Annotated in this window: 19 protein-coding genes and 1 pseudogene; 17 read left to right on the top strand and 3 right to left on the bottom strand. The window is 46.1% G+C overall.

Going from position 1 to position 16,537, the window contains the following annotated elements; translation table 11 throughout:
• Positions 1-309: 309 nt before the first annotated feature.
• Positions 310-762, bottom strand: coding sequence for a DUF2269 family protein (locus tag ADU24_RS16730; RefSeq protein WP_053367687.1), 453 nt, complete (start codon positions 760-762; stop codon positions 310-312).
• A gap of 179 nt (positions 763-941) precedes the next feature.
• On the opposite strand from ADU24_RS16730, the gene ADU24_RS16725 reads away from it, so the two are divergent.
• The 11 genes from ADU24_RS16725 to ADU24_RS16675 all read left to right on the top strand — a co-directional run bounded on the left by ADU24_RS16725 (position 942) and on the right by ADU24_RS16675 (position 11,359).
• Positions 942-1,145 carry a hypothetical protein gene (locus ADU24_RS16725; RefSeq protein ID WP_053367686.1) on the top strand — a complete coding sequence of 68 codons (204 nt, stop codon included), beginning with the start codon at positions 942-944 and terminating at the stop codon, positions 1,143-1,145.
• Positions 1,145-1,705 carry a hypothetical protein gene (locus ADU24_RS16720; RefSeq protein WP_053367685.1) on the top strand — a complete coding sequence of 187 codons (561 nt, stop codon included), beginning with the start codon at positions 1,145-1,147 and terminating at the stop codon, positions 1,703-1,705. Before ADU24_RS16725 ends, ADU24_RS16720 begins: the two co-directional genes overlap by 1 nt.
• 33 nt (positions 1,706-1,738) lie before the next feature.
• Entirely contained in the window at positions 1,739-2,512 is a 774-nt protein-coding gene (locus ADU24_RS16715; RefSeq protein WP_053367684.1) for a hypothetical protein, read from the top strand.
• Positions 2,513-2,530: 18 nt separating this feature from the next.
• Positions 2,531-3,223 (top strand): AAA family ATPase, encoded by a 693-nt coding sequence (locus ADU24_RS16710; RefSeq protein WP_053367683.1) that lies wholly within the window; start codon positions 2,531-2,533, stop codon positions 3,221-3,223.
• A 180-nt stretch (positions 3,224-3,403) separates the two neighbouring features.
• Positions 3,404-5,470 carry an Ig-like domain-containing protein gene (locus tag ADU24_RS16705; protein WP_053367682.1) on the top strand — a complete coding sequence of 689 codons (2,067 nt, stop codon included), beginning with the start codon at positions 3,404-3,406 and terminating at the stop codon, positions 5,468-5,470.
• A gap of 554 nt (positions 5,471-6,024) precedes the next feature.
• Positions 6,025-6,477, top strand: a complete 453-nt coding sequence (locus ADU24_RS16700; protein WP_053367681.1) for a type IV pilus modification PilV family protein — start codon at positions 6,025-6,027, stop codon at positions 6,475-6,477.
• Positions 6,478-6,488: 11 nt separating this feature from the next.
• Positions 6,489-6,905, top strand: a complete 417-nt coding sequence (locus ADU24_RS16695; RefSeq protein ID WP_053367680.1) for a PulJ/GspJ family protein — start codon at positions 6,489-6,491, stop codon at positions 6,903-6,905.
• A gap of 27 nt (positions 6,906-6,932) precedes the next feature.
• Entirely contained in the window at positions 6,933-8,282 is a 1,350-nt protein-coding gene (locus ADU24_RS16690; protein WP_156324609.1) for a hypothetical protein, read from the top strand.
• 394 nt (positions 8,283-8,676) lie between these two features.
• Positions 8,677-9,933 carry a M20/M25/M40 family metallo-hydrolase gene (locus ADU24_RS16685; protein WP_053367678.1) on the top strand — a complete coding sequence of 419 codons (1,257 nt, stop codon included), beginning with the start codon at positions 8,677-8,679 and terminating at the stop codon, positions 9,931-9,933.
• A gap of 152 nt (positions 9,934-10,085) precedes the next feature.
• Complete coding sequence (locus tag ADU24_RS16680; protein WP_053367677.1) at positions 10,086-10,874, top strand: DUF3100 domain-containing protein; 789 nt, start codon at positions 10,086-10,088, stop codon at positions 10,872-10,874.
• On the top strand, positions 10,874-11,359 hold the full coding sequence (locus ADU24_RS16675) for a hypothetical protein (protein WP_053367676.1): 486 nt from the start codon (positions 10,874-10,876) through the stop codon (positions 11,357-11,359). Before ADU24_RS16680 ends, ADU24_RS16675 begins: the two co-directional genes overlap by 1 nt.
• 104 nt (positions 11,360-11,463) lie before the next feature.
• On the opposite strand, the gene ADU24_RS16670 is transcribed toward ADU24_RS16675, so the two are convergent.
• The gene (locus ADU24_RS16670; protein WP_053367675.1) at positions 11,464-11,997 is read right to left on the bottom strand and encodes a hypothetical protein; all 534 of its coding nucleotides are present in this window, start codon (positions 11,995-11,997) and stop codon (positions 11,464-11,466) included.
• Between the two features lie 326 nt (positions 11,998-12,323).
• On the opposite strand from ADU24_RS16670, the pseudogene ADU24_RS16665 reads away from it, so the two are divergent.
• The 6 genes and pseudogenes from ADU24_RS16665 to ADU24_RS16640 all read left to right on the top strand — a co-directional run.
• A pseudogene (locus tag ADU24_RS16665) lies at positions 12,324-12,866 on the top strand (GyrI-like domain-containing protein); the annotation flags it as partial.
• Between the two features lie 19 nt (positions 12,867-12,885).
• Positions 12,886-13,158: a DUF4190 domain-containing protein gene (locus ADU24_RS16660; protein ID WP_053367673.1), complete on the top strand. Its 273-nt coding sequence runs from the start codon at positions 12,886-12,888 to the stop codon at positions 13,156-13,158.
• A gap of 47 nt (positions 13,159-13,205) precedes the next feature.
• Positions 13,206-13,751, top strand: a complete 546-nt coding sequence (locus ADU24_RS16655) for a GNAT family N-acetyltransferase (RefSeq protein ID WP_053367672.1) — start codon at positions 13,206-13,208, stop codon at positions 13,749-13,751.
• A 148-nt stretch (positions 13,752-13,899) separates the two neighbouring features.
• Complete coding sequence (locus ADU24_RS16650) at positions 13,900-14,754, top strand: serine/threonine protein kinase (RefSeq protein ID WP_053367671.1); 855 nt, start codon at positions 13,900-13,902, stop codon at positions 14,752-14,754.
• Positions 14,744-15,061 (top strand): hypothetical protein, encoded by a 318-nt coding sequence (locus ADU24_RS16645; protein WP_053367670.1) that lies wholly within the window; start codon positions 14,744-14,746, stop codon positions 15,059-15,061. The genes ADU24_RS16650 and ADU24_RS16645 overlap by 11 nt, the downstream gene beginning before the upstream one ends.
• 165 nt (positions 15,062-15,226) lie before the next feature.
• Positions 15,227-15,820 (top strand): histidine phosphatase family protein, encoded by a 594-nt coding sequence (locus tag ADU24_RS16640; RefSeq protein ID WP_053367669.1) that lies wholly within the window; start codon positions 15,227-15,229, stop codon positions 15,818-15,820.
• A gap of 151 nt (positions 15,821-15,971) precedes the next feature.
• Here the strand turns inward: ADU24_RS16640 and ADU24_RS16635 are convergent, their stop codons facing one another.
• On the bottom strand, positions 15,972-16,445 hold the full coding sequence (locus tag ADU24_RS16635; RefSeq protein ID WP_053367668.1) for a GNAT family N-acetyltransferase: 474 nt from the start codon (positions 16,443-16,445) through the stop codon (positions 15,972-15,974).
• Positions 16,446-16,537: the final 92 nt, after the last annotated feature.

The following is a 16,537-nucleotide window of genomic DNA, read 5'->3' as shown; positions in this document are numbered from 1 at the left end:
TTAAACTCGCTTCTTTAATAAAAAGCCTGCTTGCCTGGCCCTTCATTATCCTAGTCTTTAACTTAATAGACTGATAGAAGCCAGGATAACCCTGGCTTCTTCGTTTTTGCTCGTAATAGCCACAGATACGGAATGCCAAAGGTAAAGGATTCAAGGTTCGACTGCCCTCTGTGTTTCGCGACCATGTACGATGCGCCCTCCAATAACCCGTCTGGATTCTTCGTTCCGGAGAATCCTCCTCAAACCATCAAAGCGCCGCAAACCGGTGTGTACAGTTCCCTATGGCATGGGCCCCTTTTCCCAAAAAAATCAAAAGGGCTTGGTGACCATTAAAATGATGAGGATGATGGCGGCGATGTGGGTGATTTGGTTGAGGCGTTCCATTTGCCGGTTGATGGTGAGGTAGGCTTCGGGCAGGCCATCGCCTGTGTGCGCCTCGAGGATTTGCTTTTGCTGCTTGATTTTTTTCGGGAGGATGCCAGCGACGATTGGCTGGACGGCGATATAGATGGCGATGGAGGCGATGTACCAGAATTCCTTGAAAAGCTTCGGTTCCAAAAAGCCTAAAATGAGTCCGGTCAGCAGGAGGGTGATGCTGCCGGTTTTGGCGATTTTCTCGATTCCGTCGAGGATGCCAAAGGTAAATTGCGCCTGCGAAGGGGTTTTCGGTTTTTTTGCGATTGCGGGCAGGGCGAAGGTGGAGCCGATTCCAACGATGGCAGCGATGACGTGAATCAGGACGAGAAAGTGATAAAGGTTCATACTGTTTCCTCCTAGCACGATTTATTTGGTTGTTACCAAATTATGCTTGGAAATTGTGGAAAATAACGAAACAGCACAAAAATAATTCGGGTACCGTAGGATTTACGGGAAATTGAATCTATTCGCCTAATCGGAAGTGGTATATAATGGAACAGACCAGTCCAACTGGGGGGATTTGGATGTCGGAAAAGGAAAGGGACTTCCTTGAGAGGGAAATGCGGAAGGACCCTGGATATACGTTCAACGAAGCCCAGCGCCAGGGGGTAACCGGTTCGCCGGGTGAATTTTTTCGCGGAGGCTGGAAACAGATTCTATTTAATGTAACGGTACTGGCGTTTGTCATCCTGACGTTTACTTTATTAACAAGGTGTTTTACTGGCTAATGGTAAAAAAGAAGGAGCTCAGCGGCAGGCAAAAAGCCGTTTTAAAGGGGATGGCGGCAATCCTGCCGACGTTCATCATGATCGAATTATTAACGAGGCTATTTCCGTATACCGGCCTTGAGCGCATCCTTGCCATCCCGCTTATTCTTTACATAAACCTTGCGCTCGTAGCTGCGGCGATTTTCCTCACCCGAAAAGGAACCTCCAGTAGCAGAAACAAACTAGTTTGGCCTGTGATCATTCTCCTTACCCTTATCACCACGATTGCCTTTTACCCCCAGGAATCCAGCCCCCATGTAGCCGCGCAAATCTGGTCAAGCCTTGCAGCGTTGAAAAATTATAACCAAATCAAGCCTAAGGACATTGAAAAGGTAGACGAGGAGGCGTATGTTGTTGCCCTCCATAAATTTCAAAAAGACATTCCACTTAATGGAACTTTTTACCTTTACGGACGTAAAGATGAGGAAGACGAAAAAATACGGACTCTTGCTGATATCCCGCGCAAGCTGTTGCCGCACCATAGGCTAATGTGGCGGTATATGGAAGCGGCTGGGAAATGACCTTTGCCCTGCGCTATGAAAGGAGATTAATCGATGGATTTCCGGATTTTCACACGAACGTCCCTGGCGTTCTTCAAGCTCTTTTTTAAAAATGCGATCAGCTACAAAGTGTCCTTTGTCTGGACGTTGCTTTTGCCGACAATCATCATGTCGTATTCGGCGAGGGCATGGTTCGCCGCGAAACCCGGCATCGAAGAATTCGTCCCGATGTACTCGTTTTATTTGGGGTTCATCGTAACGATTACGACAGCGAATGGAATCGGCATCGGGCTACTGAACTTACGGGAGTACGGCTTTTTAAAAATGTTCAAGTTCATCGCCGGCAATAAGTATTCGGTCATCACGGGGTTTTTCCTCTCCCAATTTTCGTTTCTAATGCTGAATATTGCACTCTTTTCCGTTATTACTTCGTTGTTTTTCGCACCGCACTTATTTTTACATATTGTACTAATTTCATTATTGATCGGGCTTGTTACCATTCTGCCGGTCGCGTTCCTATTTTCGTGGATCCCGGCGCTGAACCTGAAGGCCGAATCACTGACCCCGATTACAACGCTATTGCCAATCGTCCTATCATATTTGTCAATGCTGACGCTCGATAAAAACGAAACGGGGCTAGTAGCCCTGGCACTGCTGAATCCGGTTGAATTTGTAGCAAGGATGGCAAGAAATCTGTTCGCAATCGCCGGGTACGAATCCCACGCTACCCCGCCCGTCCTGTTCCTGGCAATCATTTTGTTATTTTCTTCGTTAGGTTTTATCACATTAAGGCGGATCGGGATTGTTTCAAAAATTGCCCGAAATTAACGATGGAGTGTTGAAATCATGAAAATACGGAATCTATCATTTGGCTACGGCGATAAGACAGTATTGGACAATATCTCGCTCGATTTCTCTCCGGACAAAGTGAATGTTATCCTCGGGCAAAATGGAGCCGGGAAGACGACGCTTTTCGATTTGATTTCCGGCGCTCTCGATTCGAAGGGTGGAATCATCGATGCGCCCCGGGAAGAAGAAGTCGTCTACCAGCTTCAAAGCGTCCCATTTCTCTATATTCTAAAAGGCAAGGACATCGTGAAGCTGTTCTTTCAAACCGATTTCCGGAGCAAGGACGCGAAGTCCGCTTTCAAAACGCTCGACCAGCGTGAGGAATTTCTTTTGAAAAAGCTGTGGGAAACTCCTTACGGCAAAATGTCACTTGGTGAGAGGCGCTGGCTGATTGTGTCATTAATCTGCCAGATGGATAGAAAGGTCTATATTTTTGATGAGCCAACGAGCGGCGTCGACCCTGACTCGAGGATCAAGATTTTAAAAAGAATTGAAGATTTGGCGAAAAAGGATGGCAGGCTCGTCCTCATGTCGACGCATATTTTGCATGAATTAGAGTATGTGGACTCCTGGCTTTACCTCTTGAATGGCGGCACAATCAGCTTTCAGGGAAGTTACACAGGTTTTCTGGAGGAAACTGGCACAACAAACCCGGACGTCGCCTTCAATATTTTGATAGGGGTCATGTAGTGCGATGTCCATTTTTTCAAAAAAAGAAGGGGGGAAGCCGACGAAGGCTTGCCCCTTTTCATTTTATTAAAATAGTATTTATGGAAGTGAAGGAAGTAAGTGAGCAATAAGGAATGAACTACCATTTCAATCTTATTGGTATATTTATATAATTTAGGGTGAAAAGGGGGTTTTTACATAATGAAAAAGGTTTCAATCTTATTTATGTCCTTGCTGTTGCTTATGGCGCCATTGCAGGCGAATGCGGCAACGAGCATTGTGACAACGGTGGACCGGGCAATCGTCCAGATGCAGAAGGCCTACCACCAGTATAGTGATGTGACGGCGACGGGAAAATTCGCGAACATCACTGATGTGTATAAGCAATACAACGCGGCTAAAGCGGCCTACTCGAACGCGAGGGCTGAGGTTGTGAAGAGCGGCGGGACGCAAAAGGCATCGCTGCTTTTAAAATTGGATACGAATTACAAAACGTACATCACCGAGCGGGTCATTCCGTACATTGACGCGTACAACTACACGGTGAAAAACGTCCAGGCGAATACGGCAGCGCTGCAGGCGAGCATCAATGCCGCCAACCTGGATGGCGTACAGGAATCCTACCACGAAATTTCCTACCAGCTGAAGGCGCGGACCGTCATCATTTATCGCGTATACGGCTTAAGCACGCGGAACCTGTTCAAGGCGTACAAGCAAGAGGCACAGGACCTTCGCGACAGCATGGTTTACGATGTGTCCGTCGCCATGAAGCTTGACGAGCTGAACAAGCTGCTTGACGAAGGGCTTGCGGATTCGGAACTCTCCGCCGCGAAAGATGCGGCTCGCCAGGTGAAAGAGTACCTGCCAAAGGTCAGCGGTACATTCAAGGGGGAACTGACCGAGCAGGCCGAGGTGACTCTGCCGAAGTATGAGGAAGCGCGCCCAGCTGGAGTGACAGGCGTGGCAGCTGAAAACGGGACTGTTACCGTTACCTTGGATAAGCAAGTAACCGAAGTGCCTGAAGAGCTTGTTTTTGTGAAAAATGGCCAGAACCTGGAGATTGCACCGGGTATGATCAGGATGGATGGGAACAAGTTGGTTGTTGCGGTCCCAAAAGTGGAGCGCACGACTGTGAAGCAGGAAATCGTTTATGGAGTGAAGCTTGGCAGCGGTGAAGCTGTGAATGCGGCTCCGATTGTGCTTGAAGCGCTTGTCGCTCCGGAAACTCCGGAAGTAACCGGGATTGGCGGGGAGGTTGTGAAGTCGGCGGCCCCTGCTGTCAAGGCGGTAGAAGGCGTGACGTACACGGCAGTTTTGAAAAAGGACGGCGTTGAAGTGGACGGCTACACGCTCGGCACTGAAATCCGTGAAGAGGGCAAGTACGAATTGACCGTGACCGCCGAGCATGATGGGTTGACTGCGGTTTCTGAGGTGTCGTTTACGGTTGATACAACGCCTCCTGTGGTAACGTTTAATGTGGCTGATGAAACAGTTTACGAAGGTGCATATGTTGTTAGCGGAACTGTGGAAGCCGGGGCAACTGTTACGGTGAACGGAGAAGCGGCAGCGGTTGATGCGGAAGGCCATTTTACAAAGGAAATTGCTTTGGCTGAGGGCGTTAACCGGGTAGTTGTCGTTGCTGCGGACGCGGCGGGCAATGCTTCTTCTGAGCTTTCCAAGGCTGTGACGTATATTGTGAAGGTTTCGTCGGTCGTATTGCCTGTTAGCGCGACTGTGAAAAGCGGCGGCACGAAGCAGTTGAGCGCTGTTGTCTCGCCTGCGAATGCGACAAACAGGACAGTCGTTTGGGAGACATCGGACGCGGGTGTGGCAATTGTCGATGAGAACGGGCTTGTGACTGGGGTCGCGGAAGGAACTGCGACGATTACAGCAACAGCTGACGGGAAAAGCGCGAGCACGGTTGTAACGGTTAGCGACAGGCCGGAGCTTGTGCTGTATAGCTATCCATCGGTTCTTATCAACAACGTCATCCAGTCGCTGTCGGTCAATGTGTACAGCCGTGACGAACAGGCTGTTACCGTTGAAAAAGTCGAGCTTTATGAAAAAGGCAGGCTTTATACAACCTACACACCGTCTCAACTAGAAGATGGCGGCGTTGCTACAACCATTAACCCATACGCCAGCTGGGGCTTCAGCGTCAATTTCAAATACGGCATGTGGCTCGACAACAGCAGTGTCAAAATCACCGTAAAAACACAAAACGGCAAAACATTTGAATTTGAAACACCGATAAAATCATCGTTTTAAAAACAAATAGGTGCCTGGCACCCAACTGGGACAAAAAACCTCCACTTCGGTGCCAGGCACCCTTAGGTAAAAGCAGATCGGAATGAATCCCGGTCTGCTTTTTCTTTTGAGTATTTAAGCAGGAAGGCGTGGGATTAGTAACCTCTTAAAATATTCCCTAAAACAAAACTGAAAGGAAGCATTCAAGACCGTTTCACCTCGTGAACTTCCACAAAACGGTCTTGAGAGGGTCCATCAAGACCGTTTCACCGAGGAAACTCCAGCAAAACGGTCTTGAGAGGGTTCATCAAGACCGTTTCATTAAGGAAACTTCTTCAAAACGGTCTTGAGAGTGTTCATCAAGACCATTTCACCGAGGAAGCTTCCGGAAAACGGTTTTGAGAGTGAAAAGCAATTTCATCAGGAGCTTGAGTGCTACTTCCAACATTTACCGCCATTTAATTGTCATATTAGGGAATTGTTTGCAGGACCTTCCACTGCTAGAATAGGTTTAATAAGAAAGAAACTTGTTATACATTTTAAATTCTAGTTTTTTTACAAAGGAAAATGACACTATGAAACTATTTTCTGAGCTAAAGTCACAGCGAGGCTTTTCGCTAATTGAAATACTGGCAGCGATGATGATCCTGACGATTATCATCGTTTCCATGCTGCCGATGTTTACCCAATCTGCACGTACCAATAGTTTCTCAAAAAACATAATTGATGCAACGTATGTGGCTGAAGCGAATATGGAGACCGTTTACAACGTGGTTTCCACGGTCCCGTCCCTCGATGGCGTGACAATACCGCTGACAAATGCCACTTACGGATTTACATTAACAACGAAGGATTGCCCAACAGGTATTTGCTTTGAAAAAACTGACAGCGGGCATTACGTATTTGTGCAGATTGTCAATTCAGGCGGTGCAAACGAGATGGCCAAGGTAAAGGTCAAGGTTTTTAAGGATTCTACTAAAGCCATTAAGGAAGCGCAAATGGAAACGTTACTAACCTGGAACCAATAGGGGGGTTCGACATGCTGAAAAATCAGAAAGGCTTGTCTTTGGCAGAGGTTTTGGCAGGCGTTGCACTCCTTTCGCTCGTCATGGTACTTGGCAGCTCAATTTTTCTGTTTGGGCAAAAACAGGCGATCAATCAAACTGCCCAAGTCCAAAATCAGGCGGATGTCCGGCTCGGCTTGAATATTATCACAAAAGAAATCAGGAAGGCTTCAAGTGTGACTGTCGCAAATAACATTCTGACGCTAAACGATACGGATATTTATAAACTTGAAAATAGCAATCTGACGAAAAACGGGGTCCCGGTAATATCCAGCCTCAAGGATTTCAAAATCCAAATGGCTGGCAATAAAATTACGATAGCAATGTCCGCAAACAACACTCAGAACAATCCGCAAACATCGTTATCAACAACAATTTATATCAGAAAATAGGAAAGCTAACCGGAAATGGGTGAGACCGTGAGAAACACAAAGGCAATTTTAAAAAATGAATCCGGCATGGCTATGGTTTTGGTGCTGCTTGTTTTGGTTGTCGTTGTGATTATGGGGCTCAGCATGATGGCGATGGCGGCAAACAATATGAAGATGGGTACGGTTGAGCGCGGCTACCAGTCTGCGTATTACATTGCCGAGGCTGGTGCGACAGCCAGATTCAACGAAATGAGCCCGGCGATCCGCTCGGTGTATAAGAACGCTGCAACGCTGGACAGTTTTTTCAGTGGAGTTGATGCGGCGCTCGAACTTGGCGTTGAGAAGCCGTATACCGATTTTGAGGACACTTTCGGTGACAAACCGATAGCCAAGGTTAAGATTGAAAAAGTAACAAGCGACACAATCATATCGTATACAAAAGACTATAAAATCACGTCAACTGGCATTGTTAATAACAGGAAAAGGACAGTTTCAAGGATTGTCCATGTTTCCTGGAAGCCGAAAAGCGTTGTGACAATTCCGGCAAGTAACGTTCTTTTTGGGAAGAGTGGCATTGATATCTCCAATACGCCGATTGTCGGGACAATTTCCACAAACGGGCCGCAAAGCAGTGTTAAAACAACAGGGTATAATGCCAACAGCTTATCAATCGTGTACAATGCCGGCGCCGTACTGACTATACCGCAGTTCCCTGAATTTGGAGTTCCCATGGGAGCCAGCTCGTTTTCAGCGAACACCCTGACAATGAAACGGGATATGGCCTTCGATTCATTGTCCGTGAACAGCAATCAGACATTGACGATTGATGTAGGGGATTACAACCGGAATCTTGTCGTGAAAAATTTGTCTGTCTTTGATAACGGGAAAATTAAAATTATCGGGAAAGGCAAGCTGTCTATTTTTGCGGATTATATTAATCTTTATAGCGGTTCGGTGATCAATACCGGCCAGGATGTTAGCAAACTTTATGTGTTCCTCAAGGGGGCGGGAACGTCGCTGAACAACGGCCTTATTTATGGTTCGATGTACGCGAAGGATCTGGACCTTCCAAAAAATGTTTCCTATTTGACAGTCAGTGTTACTTCGGGGGTGCAGGGGCACATCATTACAGGGGGGAAATCGTCAATCAAACTCAGCGGCAGTCCGATCGTCTATCCAAGGATGATTTACGCTCCAAACGCCGATATTCTGATTGATGCAACGTTCTCTGGTTCGATTATTGCTAACACAATAACTTCCAACGGTGCCAACAAAGAAGGTAAATACGAATTCGTTCAAATCAATTACGAGAATTCACCGATCTATATTGACACAGGTGGAAACGAAACCCCCGTCCAGGACAGCATCGTCACCGACCCACTTAGGGAAATCAACTAGATTCCCAATGAAATAGAGGCACGCTAACCTATATAAAAAGCCAAAGGCTGCTGAAGCAAAACGCTCAGCAGCCTTTTCCTATTTAGGGAGCCGTCCCTTGGGTTCCAGGTTCGTCCGAACAGAATACCTAACTTTTTAGGGGATTTTAGAGAAAGAAAATATATTTATGGCCGGCTTTCACCATTGTTTTTTACCAATTTAGAATTAAATGATTATTTACCTTTTGTCGGCATATGTGGATTTTTGTTCTAGTCAACTGGAAATTGTCGCTCCAAACACAAACAATCTTTTTTCGGATAACCAAAATATTCGTATTGACGTACCTTCTATGTTTGTTTAATATATTAAAGTATTAAATAGGAAAACTCCACGAGTGAACGGGGGCATATGTGAAATGTTATTCAAAAAACAATATCAGGATATCGCCGACCTTTCAAAAAAAATCTTCCAGAACCCCGAATTAGGCTACAAGGAGTTCAAGACGAAGGACACCGTCAAGGAATTTTTGCAGAAAGTGAATCCGGCCATCGAAATTGAAGAATTCAGTACAACCGGGCTGAAAACCACGCTAGGCAGCCAAACCGGCCTGAACATCGCGTTTATCGCCGAGCTGGACGCCGTCTATGCGCCCAGCCACAAGTGGTCGGACCCGGAAACCGGCGCGGCCCACAACTGCGGCCACTACACCCAGGTCGGCATCGCGCTCGCGCTGTATAGCTATCTGTTCCAAACAGAGGTTTACAAAAACTTCAATTATAAGCTGACGTTCGTCTTTGTGCCTGCGGAAGAATACCTCGACCTGGCCTACCGCGCCAAGCTTTTGGCCGAAAACAAAATCAGCTATTACGGAGGCAAGCCGGAAGCGATGAAACTGGGAGTTTTCGACGGAATCGACATCGGCATCTGCGTCCATGCGATGGGCGGGGAATTCCCCGAGCGGACAATCGAAGTCAATTGCGACCTGGCAGGTTTTTTATACAAAAAATACACATTCAAGGGGAAGGCGACCCACGCTGGGTTCGATCCTTTCTCTGGGAAAAATGCTTACAGCATGTCAACGCTCTTCAATGTGGCGCTTGGCCTAAGCCGCCAGCAGCTACGCGATGCCGAAATGGTGCGCATCAATCCGATTGTCATGGATTCGGACATGTCGACCAATGTCATCCCGAACGAGATTACGGTTGGAAGCGACATCAGGACGCAATCGGTCGGCTATATGAAAGAGGTCGTCAAGCGGATGGATGACGCGGCAATCGGAAGTGCCCGCGCCCTTCAGGGGGAAGTGGAGATTGAAACGCAAATGGGATACCTTCCTTTCGTCCAGGACCGCTACCTGAACGAGTTCGTGATCAGCGCTTTTGAAAAAAATGATGAAATTGATGCGATTAAAAACAACAATCCAATTAGCGCGGCCGGCGATATCGGGGACCTTTCCTATATGTTCCCGTGCATCCAGGTCGGGTACAGCGGGTTTACCGGTACGATCCATGGCGATGATTTCCTAGATATCGATCCGGAATACATCTTCGAGGTGTTCCCAAGGTTCATGGCCCAGGTACTCGAGGAAATGAACGGGAAAATTGACCGCTCCAGGCTATACAAGCGTTCCTATGCGGACTATGAAAAATTATTGGCGGGGATTTTGGAGTAGGTTCCACGTTAGGGGCAGGGTGGTCTTTTGGTATACCAACAGAAACTCGCTAAAATCACCTGCCCTGCCGTCCCGTCCCGGCGTCAGACATTGACACCGCCATACGAAACACCCATTTTTCAAAAAACATCCACCACAGAGAGAGGCTGACTATGAAATCGAAATTACTTTATTTGCTCGTGTTTGTCCTGCTCGTTATCACTGCCGCTGAATTTATCGGATTCCAGGCTATTACGATTGGAACCATCAAGATCGGCCTTTTGCCGCTGGTGTTCGCCATCCTGATTACTATGGTTTTGGGGATACCTGCATTCCGGAAAGGAATTTTTAAAAAGATTTATAGCCGAGAAAATGTCCTGTTCTCAAGCAAGAATTTGATTTTCATCATGCTTCCGTTGATGGCGAGGTATGGGGCGGATGTTGCGCCGCATTTGCAGGAAATTGTTAAGCTTGGGTGGATTTTTATCATACAGGAGCTTGGGAACCTTGGAACGGTCCTGTTCGGCCTTCCGGTTGCAATTTTCCTTGGGTTGAGGCGTGAAGCGATCGGTTCGACGCTTGGGCTTGGCCGTGAAGGTGAACTGGCTTACATTACGGAGAAATATACACTTGATTCAGCTGAAGGGCGAGGGGTATTGTCGCTCTACATCATTGGCACGCTGTTTGGCGCGATTTTCTTCAGCATCCTGGCGCCAATTCTGCTTGACCTTGGCTTCCGTGTCGAGGCACTCGCGATTGCTTCAGGCATGGGCTCCGCTAGCATGATGACAGCATCATCCTCGAGCCTGGTCGCTCGGATGCCAGACATGCAAAGCACGATTTTGGCCTACGCATCCGCAAGCCAGCTTTTAACGAGCTTCCTCGGGACATTTACAATGGTATTCCTGGCTGTTCCGCTGCAACGCTTCATGTACCGTCTATTTGTAAGGGGTGAAAAATAATGGCCGCTGGATTAAATAAATATGTAAAATTCGGACTGATTTTATTGCTCAGCATTGGGCTGATTTTGTTCACCCAGCAAATTAAACTTATTAAAAACCCGGCATCAACGCCGATTTCAGTTATGACCCTATACGGATTGATCGTTTTGTGGTTGTTTTCCTTCATCGGCATCCTGATTTCCGATTTAATGAAAAAGGCTCCGATAAAAGTAGTGCAGGACTTCCCGGTCCTCGGCTGGGTCGCGATTACGTCGCTTGTCTTTTGCTCCATTTCCGACTGGTTCATCAAGGCAATCGGTGCGGTCGATTTCCTATCGATCACCACACCAATCCTGGCCTTTGCCGGAATATCCGTGGTCGACCAACTTATGGACCTCAGGAAGACCTCCTGGAAAGTTGCGATTGTTGCCGTATTTGTCTTCCTCGGCACCTACATCGGCAGCGCCCTCCTCGCCCAATTCGGCCTAATGGTATCAGGGCACTAAAGTTAGTTGGATAATTAGGTGCCAGGACCCGAAGTGGGACGTTTTCTGTCCCAATGGGGTGCCTGGCACCTTTTTATGTATGAAAAATTGCTCGTTTAAATAATTTACAAGACAAGTATTAGAATCAAGAGGAAAAATGCTGCGGCCAGGGGCAAGAGAACGAGTAATAATGCAAGGACTGAGGTTGTCGCTCCCATGGCAATCATCACCTTTTTCCCTGTACTAACGTATTTATCCCGCCATTTAAAAGTAACAATCCCAAACATCAATAGAAACAAAAGGATCAAAAAAGATAGATTTGATGCCATCGTGATAGAGTAAAAGCTGATCACGAAAAGGATTGAGATCACAGATGTGATGAGCGAGGCAATAAGCGGCTTGTTTTTATCCGGGCGGTTTCGCCAAACTACCGCTAAAATCCCCCGGACTATTGCAAAAAGTGCTGCAATTAGTATTAAAAACGTGGCTGCCTCCAGGGAGAAATAGGAAATCGATAAACTAACAGCGATTACGAGGCCCGGATACAAGAAATATTCCTTGCGAATGTTTTTCCAATATTTTTTAATAATCTTATGAATCCCCAATAAAATCCAAAGTGGTACACTTGAAATTAGTGAAAACATAATAAAGTTAAACATTCTCCCCCCCCTTTACATTCAACTATGTCCTCACGCTAAGCTTTTTTTGACCGTGTTTAGAATTCTATTATGCAACGCTTTCCGTCCTAAAGAGAAATATTTGATTCTGTTACCATATTATACATACACCTCCAATTAATGGTCATAAACTTATAGAAGCGACCGAAACGAGAGGGTACCTCTCCCTGCTTCTATGAAAATAAATCTAACTTCCAAAAACCCATGCACAGAGCGGCATGGGTTTCTTTTATAGAAAAAAAGCACCAACCCACTAGGCAACCCGCCTAACAATCATATAAAGTGGAAGTAACAGGAAAAAACCGCGGACGCCAGCACTCAAGTTGAACAAACTATGTTCTGTCATAGGTTTTTTCCTTTTCGATAGTAAAGGGGTTGGGGAGATGGAGTTTAGGATTGAAACGATTGATTTTGAGGTTAAGGTTGTTGGGAAGGGGCAGGCTGTGAAGACCAGCCGGGCGTTTCAAACGATTCCGGGGCTCTGGAGCGCTGCAAAAAAAGAAGGGTTTATGCAGGAACTGATTGATCTGTCATGGGAGAACCCAAATTGCACGCTGGAAGGCCTGCTTGGGGTTTGCGGGGAGGAAGCGGCAATTAAGGCTGACGAATTTACTTATTTCATGGGAGTACGTTATGACGGAAACATCCCCGATCATATGGAGTCGCTGGTGATCCCGCCAGGCACATGGGCCGTTTTCCCGAATATTCCTGACGCCTGGAAACGCCTTTACTCGGAGTGGCTGCCGGCATCGGGATATGAACTAGCCAATCTCCCCTGCATCGAATGCTATTATGGGACAAAAAGAAAGCCAAAGCATGAACTTTGGGTTCCGGTCTTGCCGAAGGAGTAGATCAAGAGGGGGTAAGGAAATGCCAGAAAGAAATCGAACGAACAATAATTCAGTAATTTCTTTGACTGTCGGTATTTTATCATTATTTATACCTTTTATTGGATTAATCCTGGGCATTATTGGTATTGTTTTTTCAAGAATTGCTGTAAAACAGATAAATAAAACGAATGGAAATGGGCGAGGCTTGGCAACTGCGGGGTTCATATACAGCATTGTGGGAATTATACTTCAACTTTTAATGGTGCTGGGCTATGTTACCTATTTTTCCGTATCGACATTCCAGCTAGAGTAAACGTGAAACTAAATTGTTAAGTGGGCGGATTATAGGGAGGAGCTGCGATGAGGGTGGAGCGGAAGGAATTCACCGTCAAAGGCTTGCATTATTGCGTCAGGATGGCGGAGGAAAAGGATGCGAAAAGCCTTTCGGAAGTGAGGGTGAAGATTGACGGCGAAACGGAAAATCTGGACAGGGAACCAGGAGAGGCATACATGGATGAAGCTGGCTTCAAGAAGCTCATCAACGATGATTCGGGGCGGCCGGCTAATCTGTTTCTAGTTGCCGAAACAGATGGAAGGATTGCCGGATTTTCAAGATGCGAAGGAAACGCTTTGAAACGCTCGGCCCATAAAGTTGAATTCGGTGTTTGTGTATTAAAGGAGTTTTGGGGATTTGGCATCGGGAAAAATCTGCTGAACGAATCGATTGCTTGGGCAGACACGAACGGAATCAGGAAAATGACATTAAATGTCCTCGAAACGAATGAAAATGCGATTAAGCTATACGAAGCGGCAGGATTTGAAGTGGAGGGCGTGCTACGGAACGACAAACTTCTCTCCGATGGAAACTATTATAATACGATTATCATGGGAAGGCTTGGCGGCTGACGGAAACGTTTAATAGTGAAAGCTCATTTTAAAATGGAGTACTTTTCAAAATATGAAAAGTGAAACAACGGGTATGTCCCTTGCTTAAATGCAGGTAAAAAAATGAAGCAAAAGGTCCGTCCCCTGCTTCACGTGAGGAGGGAAGAGGTTGCGGTTTGTGATTGATGGCGTTGAGTACGGGCTGGTAGAGGAGCATGATTTTGGGTGGCTTAGGGATTACGGAAAGATGTTTTGCGTATTTGACCGGCAGGATTCGGGAAACATCGCATTCGGAATTGAACGGGATGGCGAGAAAAAACTCGTAAAGTTCGCCGGGGCGAAAACGTTGAGGTATTCCGGTACCCCGGAGGATGCAGTGGCGCGGCTGAAGGAGGCGGCGCTTGTTTATGAGGAATTGAGCCATCCGCATTTGGTGAGGCTGGAGGATCACTTTGCGGCGGGCGGAGGATATGCGCTCGTTTTTGACTGGTTTGATGGCGAGTGCCTGCATATGCCGGATGAGTTTCCGCCACCCAAAAAGTATACAGATCCCGAATCCCCATTTTTCCGGTTCAGGCAGCTTCCGGTTGAGAAGCGGCTTGAGATTCTCGATTGCATTTTCGAGTTCCATATCTTTGTTGAAAAGAAGGGCTTTGTGGCGATTGACTTTTACGATGGAAGCATTCTGTACGATTTTAAAACAAATTCCTCACGGATCTGCGATATCGATTTTTATCAGAAGAAGCCCTTCACCAACTCGATGGGCCGGTTGTGGGGTTCATCCCGCTTCATGTCGCCGGAGGAATTTGACCTCGGAGCGGCGATTGACGCCCGGACGAATGTTTTCAATATGGGGGCGGTGGCCTTCGTGCTGCTTGGGGGAGAACTCGACCGGTCTTTTTCAAAATGGGAAGCAAGTCCGGGTCTCTACGATGTTGCGCTGAAGGCGGTTGAAAAGGCGCGCCATCAGCGATACTCAACTGTTGAAGAGTTTTTTGAGGCGTGGAAGCACAATGAAATGTAAAGAATGTGGTTATGAACAAAATCATTTAGAAAAACAATGGGATTATGTTTGTGAAAAAGAAGGGGAACATACTTATACGATTCTCTCCCCACTATACGATCTGAATGTGTTTGAAGGCATAATGAATCACGCCTTATCACGACAAAAATCACCTTATGAAGTCATTGAAGTTTTCATTGATACTTGGCATACAGAATCCCACGGTTGCAGTACCTGCTTTATTACAAATCTAAGATTCCGTAGTGATATACATAACAGGGGCAATTATTATTATGGCAAAGGGATACGAATCTATGAGTTTTTCTAATACTTTTAGATATTGCTTTCCGTTGCAAAAAATCATTGGGGTATTTCGTTAACGCGTGGGATTCTCCAGGAGTATTTCTGCCTTTTTTTATTGAACTTCTAGTTACAGGAACGTGGAAGATTGTTGGAAAATTAGATGAAAAAATAATGAAAAGGGTTGGAGATTGTGACTACAATAGGATTAATACGGCACGGAATAACTGAATGGAACTCTTTGGGTAAGGCACAGGGAGTAACCGATATTCCTTTAAATAAAATTGGCAGGAAGCAAGCATCCGATGTAGGAGACAGGTTATTACAAGAAGAAAAATGGGATATGCTTTTTACAAGCGATTTATCGAGAGCAGTTGAAACAGCCCAAATTATTGGGAGTAAACTAGACTTGCCTGTTGATCATGTTGATGAGAGGATTCGGGAAATAAACTGTGGGAAAATTGAAGGAACAACTGAGGAAGAAAGGATTCAAAAATGGGGAGATAACTGGCGTGAATTAGACCTCGGAATGGAAAGGTTTGAGGATGTCGCAAAAAGAGGAATTCATTTTATAGAAGAAATAAATCGTATTTATAGCGGGAAAAGAATTTTAGTGGTAAGCCATGGTGCTTTAATAGGACTTACATTACAATATTTATTACCCGAAAGATTCCCAACCACTTATATTGAAAATACTTCACTAACTATATTAAATTACACAGAAGAAAAATGGGATTGTTCTTTATATAACTGTACGAAACATATAAATGCTTATATTGCTTATTAAGCTTTAAAGGATGCTATTGTTAACGAAATAAGTACGGGGCCACAAAGTTCCGATTGCTGTGCGAATTAGAAATGACCTGCATACTTTTTTGAACCCAAAACATGCCTTAGAAAAAAGTGAAGCGAAGGATCCGTCCCCCGCTTCACTTTTTCTATTGGCTTGTTCCGACTTTTAGGAAGAAGTCCATAACGTTTTCGTCTTCTAGTTTTTCTCCTGTTTCAACGAAGCCGATTTTTTTGTAAAATTCGATGGCGGCCGTGTTTTCGGGTACGACCGACAGGCGGACCCGTTCGCACTGGGGATGGTTTTCGGAAATCATCTCGATGATTTTCAGCATCGCTTTCTTTCCGTAGCCCTTGCCCTGGAACTGCTCGCCAATCATGAACCTCGGAACCCAGTGGCGGTCGTATGATTCGTTTTCGGGAATATATTCAACCGCCGCCAAACCTACGACCGCATCGCCCGCGCAAATCGCATACGGAGTAAATGCCAGGTCGACGTAAGCCCACGCGATCGTCGCCAAATTCCTCGCAACAAACTGCTTCTGGTCCTCCGCAACCTCCAATCGCGCACACTCCCGAATATTCTCCTTCGTCACACGCCTAATCTCGATGCTGTTATCCATTTCTCTTCCCCCTTCACACCCTATATTCGCAGCAAAAACAGAAAAACCTATTTTTAAAATAGAAGTGCCAGGCACTAGAGTGGGACGTTAAA

Source organism: Bacillus sp. FJAT-27245, from assembly GCF_001273955.1.
Lineage (GTDB): Bacteria > Bacillota > Bacilli > Bacillales > Cytobacillaceae > Bacillus_D.
This window is presented reverse-complemented; position numbering and strand designations above follow the sequence as displayed.